Below are 9,380 nucleotides of genomic sequence, written 5' to 3'. Positions count from 1 at the left end.
TGGCCCGGTTCGCCGCGCACCAGCGCGAGCATGCCGGGAATGTCCGCCGGATCGTTCTGGCCGTCGCCATCGAGGGTCGCCAGCCATTGCCCGCGGGCCTCGCGTGCCGCGTGGTACAGCGAGGTGCTCTGCCCCAGCGAACGCTCGTGATGGAGGATGCGCAGGGTGTCCAGGCCGTCGTGGCGCATCTGCCGCAATTCCTGCAGGGTCGAATCGGTGCTGCCATCGTCGACCACGATGATTTCGTAAGCCTCATCGGCCAGTGCCACGCGGATTTCCTCAAGCAATGGCTTGAGGTTGTTCGCTTCGTTCTTGGCGGGAATCAGTACGGATACAAAAATGTCTTGGCTCATGGAATCTCTCTCGCCTTTTTGATTTTTTCGAGATCAGAGGCGAACGCTTCAAATCTGGTAGAACTGCCGATACCACTTCACAAATTCACCGACGCCGGTTTCGAGCGTCACCTGCGGGCTGAAGCCCACCCACTCGGCCAGTGCCGAGACATCGGCCCAGGTCTTGACCACATCACCGGCCTGCATCGGCAGATAGTTGCGCCGGGCCTGCAGGCCCAGGGCGGATTCCAGGCAGTCGACGAAATCCAGCAACGCCACCGGCATGCCACGCCCGATGTTGAAGAGCCGGTTGACCCCGGTGGCGGAACCTTGCGGCACCGGCGGCTTCGGACGTAGTCGGGCAATACCTTCGACAATGTCGTCGACGTAGGTAAAGTCGCGCGACATCTGCCCCTGGTTGTAAATGTCGATGGGCAGGTCTTTGAGGATGGCGTCGGTAAACTTGAACAGCGCCATGTCCGGGCGGCCCCATGGACCGTAGACGGTAAAAAAGCGCAGGCCGCTGGCCTTCAAGCCATACAGATGGCAGTAACTTTCGGCCAGCAGTTCATTGGCGCGCTTGCTGGCGGCGTACAGCGAAACAGGATGTTCGACAGGGTCCTCGACACTGAACGGCATCTTGCTGTTGGTGCCGTACACCGAACTGCTCGAGGCGTAGATCAGATGCTCGGGGCGATGGTGCCGACAGGCTTCCAGCACATTGAGGAAACCCACCAGGTTCGACTGCCCATAGACATCCGGGTTGTCCAGCGAATAGCGCACGCCAGCCTGGGCGGCCAGGTGCACCACCTCGGTAAAACGGTGTTCCTGGAACAGGCTCATCAGCGCCGGTTTATCGACGATGTCCATTTTCCGGAAACGAAAGCCCGGCAAAGTCTCCAGCACTTCGAGGCGTGCGTGCTTGAGTTCCACGTCGTAGTAGTCGTTGAGGTTGTCGATACCGACAACGTCCTGACCCTCGCGGCACAAGCGCTGGACTGTATGAAAACCGATGAAACCGGCCGCACCGGTGACCAGCACGGTCATTGGGCGCACGCCTGCGACTGCGCAGCGATTGGCGCGAGATTACTGATCCAGACCCTCGTCAGCTTCATGTGTACTTCCTGTTTATGGCGTCATTCGCGCAATGTTACGTTATGAAACTTATAAAACAGAAACATTTCAGTTTCGATAATTCCGCGCACGACATCAGCAAAAAAAAGATATTTGGCCGAAACGGCCGCCATTATTTGGCCGATATGCCATGCGGCTTGTAAAACCGGAACAAACCGATATCCACGGTCCTGATGTATTCCTTGGCCCAATCCGGGTTGACGGTACGGTCATGGAAATACAGGGCACCCTGCGTGCGATCCGGCAGCTCCTTGTTCAGGGCCTTGCGCGCGATTTCCTTGGCCATCGCGTAGGGCACCTCTTCCTGCACCGAATCGGATTTGCCGTCACACCACCAGGAGAACTGGCAACTCCCGGTCTCGGAACCCTGCTTGACCACTTTGCACACCGTGTCCGGAAAGCCCTCGTGGCCCAGGCGATTCATGACCACGTTGGCCACCGCCTCCATGTCGGCGGGGTCCTCGCCCTTGGCTTCCCAGTAAATCGAGCGGGCCAGGCAGGTGATAGCATCGTCCAGGGGCGCGGACCCCGCCGGGTCAACGGCCTGGACTTCGGACGGGGTAATGGCTTCAGCCTTGGGTACCGGTGCGGGGTTGCTGTTTTCGGCGGCTTTGTGTTCCAGCACCTCGGCCTTGTTCTCGGCCGCTTGCTGCTTTTGCGCTTGATCCCCGCCGGATACCGGGCCGACAAGCAACGTGAGGGCGAGGCAGGTGGCGATCCAGTCGAGACGCATGATCGGTGTCACTCGGGGGAGTGGTTCGCTTCAGTGTAGTAGTGAAATGATTTCACCCGCCCCACTACACTCTGGATAAATCGGTTGCCCTGAATGGGCCAACTTCGCGCATCATTGGCGCAAACTGCTCAAGAGGGATTTTCATGGGTTTCATCTCATCCGCAATGCGCTTGGCCGGTTTGTCACTGGGCCTGGTATTGGCCGCCAACGCCTCGGCGGCGGACGAATCGCAATTGATCGAATCGATCAACGTCTACCGCAGCCAACTGCAGCGCTGTGCCGGCCAGGTTTCCTCCGAGTTGCCGCCACTGTCGGCCGACCCGCGCCTGGTGCTGACCGCCCCGAGCATCGGCAATCTGCAGCAGGCCATGGCCACTGCGGGTTATCCCATGAAGAATGTGCAGGCCATCAGCCTGTCCGGACCTCGCGATGCGGCCTCGGCGATGAAGGCGATCCAGGAAAGCTTTTGCCAGATCGTCCTCGACCCGCAATTCGTCGATGTCGGCGTCAGCCGCCAGGACCGTGAATGGCGCATCGTGGTCGCACGGCCATTGTTGAGCGCGCGCCTGGGCGACGCACAGGCCGAAGGCCAGAAACTGCTGACCGAAGTCAACGCAGCACGCACCCGGCCACGCCAGTGCGGCCCGCAATCCTTTGCCGCCGCGCCGGCGCTGGCCTGGAACGCCACACTGGCCAGCGCCGCCGAAGGCAACTCGCGCTCCATGGCCAACAACAACTACTTCGACCACAAGGACCGCGACGGCCGCACACCGGGTGACCGTGCGGAACTGGCCGGCTACGACTTCCAGCAGATCGGCGAAAACATCGCCGCCGGGCAAGACACGCCACACAAAGTGGTCGAAGGCTGGCTGGCCAGCCCCGGCCATTGCGCCAACCTGATGAACCCGCAATTCCGCGAACTGGGCGCCGCTTACGCGACCGACCCGAAGAGCGATGCGGGGATTTACTGGACGGCGATGTTTGGGGCGCAGTAATGACAAGGCTCTGTGCCCTTCAAGTTTTTTTGCGGTGAGGCTGAAGTCCTTGGCGCACAGAGGGCGTCGCGCTCGGACTGTGCAACCGAAGGTATACATATCCGTTTCTTTGGTAACGGCGGCTTATGATTCCGCCCTTACGGCGGGTCACTTTGGGGCCGGAATGCCGGCCCAGCCCAAAGTAACCAAAGGGCCTATCCCCTGACGTACGGCCCTTCGCCTAGGCTCAGGGTTCCCTCGCTCCGACGGGGCAGGGCAGATCAAAAGCCAAAGCAAAAGCCAGGCGGCCTTCGGGCCGACCTGGCTTTCGTGGCTTTACTCAATCTTCTGTAGGAGCGAGCCTGCTCGCGAAAAATGCCCAGACAACGCGCTCATCCAGACACCCCGCGTCATCGTTGACGTCCATCGCGAGCAGGCTCGCTCCTACAGGGAATCGGGGACGCCAGCCAAGACCAGGTCGGCCCGCAGGCCGCCTTGCCTCGCTTTTGCTTTTGCTTTTGCTTTTGCTTTTGCTTTTGATCTTCTTGCCCCCTCGAGAGGCCGAGCGCAGGTTCTGCGCAGTGGGCAACCCGGGAACCATAAGCCGCCGTTACCGCAGGAATGGATGTTCACACACGCCCCAAACTGAACTGCCCCCCTTAACGACTTGCCATCAATGACTACTCATGCCGGCAGCATGCATCAACATCCGCAATCCCCCCGCCACTACCCCCAACCCAACCACACTGCCCGACCAGATCACCACCAGCCACCCCAGGTGCTTGTACCAAGCCACCGGTGCCGGTTCACAAGAATCAATGATAGCCATCGCCAATCCTCACTTTGCCGCGGAATACGTAGTAACTCCAAACCGTGTACATCAGAATGATCGGCAAAATGAACAACGCCCCGATCAGGATGAACAACTGGCTGGTCGCCGGTGACGCCGCCGCCCACAAGCTGATGGAAGGCGGCACGATGTTCGGCCAGATGCTGAACGCCAGGCCGATGTAGCCCAGGAACACCAGCATCAGGGTGAAGGCAAACGGCCAATGGGTGTGGCGCTGGCGCAGGGTCTTGAGCAAGCCGAACACCGCCAACAGGGCCAGCACCGCAAGACCACCGAACACCGCCAGGTGGGCATGGGCAAACCAGCGCGTGGCGATTTCCGGATGCAAAATCGGCGTCCACACACAGATCACACCAATCACCGCCAACAGCAGCCACGCCAGGGGCCGGGTGAACAAGCGCATCCGCGACTCCAGCATGCCTTCAGTCTTGACCAGCAACCAGGTACTGCCCAACAGCGCGTAGGCGATGATCAGGCCGACACCACAGAACAGCGGAAACGGTGCCAGCCAGTCCAGCGAACCACCGGCGAACTGCCGGTCGACCACCGGGATACCGGCAATGTAACTACCGATCACCACACCCTGGGAGAACGTCGCCAGCAACGAACCGCCGATGAACGCCATGTCCCAGATATGTCGCTTTTCAGGGCTGGCCTTGAAACGAAACTCGAACGCCACGCCACGAAAAATCAAGCCGCACAACATCAGGATCAGCGGCAGGTACAACGCTTCCAGAATCACCGAATAGGCCAGCGGGAACGCGCCATACAGCGCCGCGCCACCCAGCACCAGCCAGGTCTCGTTGCCGTCCCAGACTGGTGCCACGGTGTTCATCATCACATCGCGCTCCTTCGCATCCGGGATCAGCGGGAACAGAATGCCCAGCCCCAGATCGAAGCCGTCCATGATCACGTACATCATCACGCCGAAGGCGATGATCACGCCCCAGATCAGCGATAAATCGATACCTTGAATACCCATGATTCAACTCCCTTCCTTCAATTGACGCGGGCGTCGGTTTCGAGGATTTCGGCGTCGGCAGACAGTGGCCGGCGCGGTGTGATCACCTGGTCGGAATGCCCGTCGACGGGATGCCCGTGATGCGGCTGCGGCCCTTTGCCGACCAGTTTCATCATGTAGCCGATGCCCACCGTGAACACCGAGAAATAGATCACCACGAACAACGCCAGCGAAATGCTCAACTGCGCGACACTGTGATTCGACGCGGCATCGGCGGTGCGCAACAGGCCATACACCACCCACGGCTGACGCCCGACTTCGGTGGTGATCCACCCGGCCAGCATGGCGATCAGGCCGCTTGGGCCCATCCACAGCATCAGGCGAAGGAACCAGCGGTTGCGGTAAATCGCCCCGCTGCGGCGCAGGGCCAGGCCGAGTACGCCGGCCAGCACCATCAACATGCCCAGCCCGGCCATGACGCGGAAACTCCAGAAGATCACCGTCGCATTGGGCCGGTCCTCTTTCGGGAAGCTCTTGAGCGCCGGGATCTGCTTGTCGAGGCTGTGGGTCAGGATCAGGCTGCCCAGGTACGGAATCTCGATGGCGTATTGGGTTTTCTCGGCCTGCATGTCGGGGATGCCGAACAGCACCAGTGGCGTCGCTTCGCTCCCGTTGTTTTCCCAGTGGCCTTCAATCGCAGCGATTTTCGCCGGTTGATGTTCCAGGGTGTTCAAGCCGTGGGCGTCACCCACCACGGCCTGGATCGGCGCGACGATCAATGCCATCCACAACGCCATCGACAGCATCTTGCGCACTTGCCGGGTGTCGTTGCCGCGCAGCAAGTGCCACGCCGCCGACGAGCCGACAAAGAACGCCGTGGCCACGAACGCGGCAATCGCCATGTGCGCCAGGCGGTACGGGAACGACGGGTTGAACACGATGGCCAGCCAGTCCAGCGGCATCACGCGACCGTCGACGATCTCGAAGCCCTGGGGCGTTTGCATCCAGCTGTTGGACGCGAGAATCCAGAAGGTCGAGATCAAGGTGCCGATGGCGACCATGACCGTCGAGAAGAAGTGCAAGCCACGCCCTACCCGGTTCCAGCCGAACAGCATGACCCCGAGGAAACCGGCCTCGAGGAAGAACGCCGTGAGCACTTCATAGGTCAGCAACGGCCCGGTGATGCTGCCGGCGAAGTCGGAGAAACGGCTCCAGTTGGTGCCGAACTCGTAGGCCATGACCAGCCCCGAGACCACGCCCATGCCGAAGTTGACGGCGAAGATCTTCGACCAGAAATGGTAGAGATCACGATAGGTGTCGTTGTGGGTCTTCAGCCAAAGGCCTTCGAGCACCGCCAGGAAACTGGCCAGCCCGATGGTGATGGCGGGAAAGATAATGTGGAACGAAACCGTGAACGCGAATTGAATCCGCGCCAGGTCCAGTGCCTCCAGGTTAAACATGTCGATATCCTCATTGCGGCTGAAAAACGGCGGCACACGGCCGGGCCACCGTCAGGCCGGAGGGCCTGCAGCCAACACAAGTCGAAAGGTTTGCAGTGAGCGGGTGCGGCACCGGGCCGCCCCGCTGCTATGCGGCGGTAGTCGAAATCAGGCTGCTGGCCTTCGCCTGCTCCAGCCGGATGGCAACGAACTTGGAAGTCGGGGTGAAGGTACGGTCACCGTAACTTTCCAATGGCACCAGCGGATTGGTCTCCGGGTAGTACGCCGCCGCCTGACCGGCCGGAATGTCGTAGGCGATCAGGGTGAAACCGCTGACCCGGCGTTCGCGGTCGTCGTCCCACAGCGCCACCAGGTCAACCTTCTGCCCCGGTTCGAAACCCAGCCGGCGAATGTCCTGCTCGTTGGCGAACACCACGTCGCGCATGCCGTACACCCCGCGATAACGGTCATCCAGGCCGTACAGCGTGGTGTTGTACTGATCGTGGGAGCGCATGGTCTGCAAAATCAGGTGCGGCTTGACGGCCAGGTTGCGCACGCCCTCGCTGATCAGGTGCTGCGGCAACACGCTCGGGGTGAATTGGGCTTTGCCGCTGGCGGTTTTCCAGATGCGTTTGGCCGCGTCGTTGGGCATGTGGAAACCGCCCGGATGCAGCAAGCGCCGGTTGAAATCTTCGAAGCCGGGAATGGTGTCGGCAATCATGTTGCGGATGCGCCCGTAGTCGCCGATGGCCCAGTTCCAGTCGATCGGGTGTTTGCCCAGTGTGGCGGCGGCGATGCCGGCAATGATCGCAGGTTCCGACAGCAGGTGTTTCGACTTGGGTTTCAGCTGACCGTGAGAGATGTGGATCATGCTGAAGGTGTCTTCCACGGTCACACCCTGCGGGCCTTCGGCCTGCATGTCGATGTCGGTGCGGCCCAGGCATGGCAGGATCAGCGCTTCACGGCCGGTGACCAAATGGCTGCGGTTGAGCTTGGTGGCGATGTGTACGGTGAGGTCGCAATTGCGCAACGCAGCGTGGGTGCGCGGCGTGTCGGGGGTGGCCTGGGCAAAGTTGCCACCCAGGGCGATAAACACTTTCGAACGCCCCTGCTCCATCGCGCCAATCGCCATCACGGTGTTGTGGCCGTGCTCACGCGGCGGTTTGAAGGAGAAGCGTTTTTCCAAGGCATTGAGCAACTCGGTGGGTGCCAGTTCGTTGATGCCCATGGTGCGGTCGCCCTGCACGTTACTGTGACCGCGAACCGGCGACAGGCCCGCGCCCGGACGGCCAACGTTGCCACGCAGCAGCATCAGGTTGATGACTTCCTGCAGCGTCGGCACCGAGTGCGTGTGCTGGGTCAGGCCCATCGCCCAGCACATGATCACCCGCTTGGACCGGGCGTACATGCGTGCGGCGAGTTCGATGTCAGCCAGGGGCATGCCCGACTGCTGCTCGATGTGCTCCCAGCTGGTTGCGTCGACTTCGCCCAGGTAGGCCCCCATTCCCGAAGTGTGTTCGGCGATGAACTCATGGTCGAACACCGGTTCGCCGCCGGTGGCCTGAGCTTCGCGCTCCCACTGCAACAGGAACTTGACCATGCCGCGCATGACCGCCATGTCACCGCCAAGTGCCGGGCGGAAGTACGCGGTGTTGGTGGGCTCGGAGCCATTCATCAGCATTTCGATCGGGTGCTGCGGATGCTGGAAGCGCTCCAGCCCGCGCTCCTTGAGCGGATTGATACAGATCACCTGCGCACCGCGCTTGACCGCTTCGCGCAACGGTTCGAGCATCCGCGGGTGGTTGGTGCCGGGGTTCTGGCCAATGACGAAGATCGCATCGGCATGCTCCAGATCGTCGAACACCACGGTGCCTTTGCCCACGCCGAGGCTTTCGATCATGCTCACCGCGCTGGCTTCGTGGCACATGTTGGAGCAGTCCGGAAAGTTGTTGGTACCGTAAGCCCGGACGAACAACTGATAGAGAAACGCCGCCTCGTTGCTGGCCCGGCCCGAGGTATAGAACTCGGCCTGGTGGGGTGACTCCAGCGCGTTGAGGTGCCGGGCGATCGTCGCGAACGCTTCGTCCCAGGTGGTTTCCACGTAACGATCGGTGGCAACGTCATAGCGCATCGGGTGGGTCAGGCGCCCCTGATACTCCAGCCAGTAATCGCTCTGCTCGGCCAGCGCCGAGACGCTGTATTTGTTGAAGAAGGCCGGGTCGACCAAACGGCCCGTGGCTTCCCAGTTAACGGCCTTGGCGCCGTTTTCACAGAACTTGACCATGCCGTTTTCCGGTGACTCGCCCCAGGCGCAACCGGGGCAGTCGAACCCGCCGTTCTGGTTGGTCTTGAGCATGGCGCGAATGTTCTTCAGCGCGTTTTCACTGCCCAGCCAGTTCCTGGTAACAGCAATCAGCGCGCCCCAACCGGCGGCGGCACCTTTGTAGGGTTTGTAGCGGTCGACTTGAGACATGGTAGTTCTCCGTGACAATGCACACAGGCTTCGACCCGATTCAGGTCATTGATCGTTTGACGGAGAAAGCATATGAACAGGGATTAATTACTGTCTAATCGCTATTTATGACCATATGATCGAGGATATTTATCATCGTATTTTATTGTTTATTATCAATCACTTATAAAAATTAAATAGCCATTTATGCAACAACTTTACCCATCATAGATGCAGTCGATCAACCGGTTGCTAATAGTGATTGGACGTCCCCTAAAGTTGCTCTTAGCCTGCACTCAACAAATCCGTTATCGGCGCATTTTCTGTAGGAGCGAGCTCTGCTCGCGATGGACTCAAGAGCACCGCGTTAAGCCAGCAAGCACGCGTAATCGTTAACGACCATCGCGAGCAGGCTCGCTCCTACACCTGCGCTGAACAAATCCGTTATCAGCGCAATACCTGTAGGAGCGAGCTCTGCTCGCGATGGACTCAAGAGCACCGCGTT

At 60.4% G+C, this 9,380-nt stretch carries 8 protein-coding genes; 1 reads left to right on the top strand and 7 read right to left on the bottom strand.

Features of this window, described 5'->3' with window-relative positions:
* The 3 genes from ACCD00_RS29145 to ACCD00_RS29135 form a co-directional block, all read right to left on the bottom strand.
* On the bottom strand, positions 1-353 hold a 353-nt coding region (locus ACCD00_RS29145), incomplete at its 3' end, for a glycosyltransferase family 2 protein (protein WP_413428683.1).
* 48 nt (positions 354-401) lie between these two features.
* On the bottom strand, positions 402-1,379 hold the full coding sequence (locus ACCD00_RS29140) for an NAD-dependent epimerase (protein WP_111287024.1): 978 nt from the start codon (positions 1,377-1,379) through the stop codon (positions 402-404).
* Between the two features lie 199 nt (positions 1,380-1,578).
* A complete protein-coding gene (locus tag ACCD00_RS29135; RefSeq protein WP_413428682.1) occupies positions 1,579-2,199 on the bottom strand; it encodes a cell wall hydrolase in 621 nt (206 codons plus the stop codon).
* 143 nt (positions 2,200-2,342) lie between these two features.
* Here ACCD00_RS29135 and ACCD00_RS29130 point away from each other — a divergent pair, with 143 nt between their 5' ends.
* Complete coding sequence (locus ACCD00_RS29130; RefSeq protein WP_413428681.1) at positions 2,343-3,194, top strand: CAP domain-containing protein; 852 nt, start codon at positions 2,343-2,345, stop codon at positions 3,192-3,194.
* A gap of 652 nt (positions 3,195-3,846) precedes the next feature.
* On the opposite strand, the gene ACCD00_RS29125 is transcribed toward ACCD00_RS29130, so the two are convergent.
* From ACCD00_RS29125 to ACCD00_RS29110, 4 genes are all read right to left on the bottom strand, one after another.
* Complete coding sequence (locus ACCD00_RS29125) at positions 3,847-4,002, bottom strand: DUF2474 family protein (protein WP_413428680.1); 156 nt, start codon at positions 4,000-4,002, stop codon at positions 3,847-3,849.
* Positions 3,989-5,005 (bottom strand): cytochrome d ubiquinol oxidase subunit II, encoded by a 1,017-nt coding sequence (gene cydB / locus ACCD00_RS29120; protein ID WP_413428679.1) that lies wholly within the window; start codon positions 5,003-5,005, stop codon positions 3,989-3,991. Before cydB ends, ACCD00_RS29125 begins: the two co-directional genes overlap by 14 nt.
* 17 nt (positions 5,006-5,022) lie before the next feature.
* A complete protein-coding gene (locus tag ACCD00_RS29115) occupies positions 5,023-6,444 on the bottom strand; it encodes a cytochrome ubiquinol oxidase subunit I (RefSeq protein WP_413428678.1) in 1,422 nt (473 codons plus the stop codon).
* Between the two features lie 127 nt (positions 6,445-6,571).
* Positions 6,572-8,896 carry an FdhF/YdeP family oxidoreductase gene (locus ACCD00_RS29110; protein ID WP_413428677.1) on the bottom strand — a complete coding sequence of 775 codons (2,325 nt, stop codon included), beginning with the start codon at positions 8,894-8,896 and terminating at the stop codon, positions 6,572-6,574.
* Positions 8,897-9,380: the final 484 nt, after the last annotated feature.

This window comes from Pseudomonas sp. Pseusp3, assembly GCF_047304225.1.
In the GTDB taxonomy this organism is placed as follows: domain Bacteria; phylum Pseudomonadota; class Gammaproteobacteria; order Pseudomonadales; family Pseudomonadaceae; genus Aquipseudomonas; species Aquipseudomonas fluorescens_CD.
This window is presented reverse-complemented; position numbering and strand designations above follow the sequence as displayed.

What these genes read in the sequence shown, in the direction of transcription:
- ACCD00_RS29110 (WP_413428677.1), bottom strand. Translation starts at nt 8,896, where the DNA reads ATGTCTCAAGTCGACCGCTACAAACCCTACAAAGGTGCCGCCGCCGGT.
- ACCD00_RS29140 (WP_111287024.1), bottom strand. Translation starts at nt 1,379, where the DNA reads ATGACCGTGCTGGTCACCGGTGCGGCCGGTTTCATCGGTTTTCATACA.
- ACCD00_RS29125 (WP_413428680.1), bottom strand. Translation starts at nt 4,002, where the DNA reads ATGGCTATCATTGATTCTTGTGAACCGGCACCGGTGGCTTGGTACAAG.
- ACCD00_RS29115 (WP_413428678.1), bottom strand. Translation starts at nt 6,444, where the DNA reads ATGTTTAACCTGGAGGCACTGGACCTGGCGCGGATTCAATTCGCGTTC.
- ACCD00_RS29130 (WP_413428681.1), top strand. Translation starts at nt 2,343, where the DNA reads ATGGGTTTCATCTCATCCGCAATGCGCTTGGCCGGTTTGTCACTGGGC.
- cydB (WP_413428679.1), bottom strand. Translation starts at nt 5,005, where the DNA reads ATGGGTATTCAAGGTATCGATTTATCGCTGATCTGGGGCGTGATCATC.
- ACCD00_RS29135 (WP_413428682.1), bottom strand. Translation starts at nt 2,199, where the DNA reads ATGCGTCTCGACTGGATCGCCACCTGCCTCGCCCTCACGTTGCTTGTC.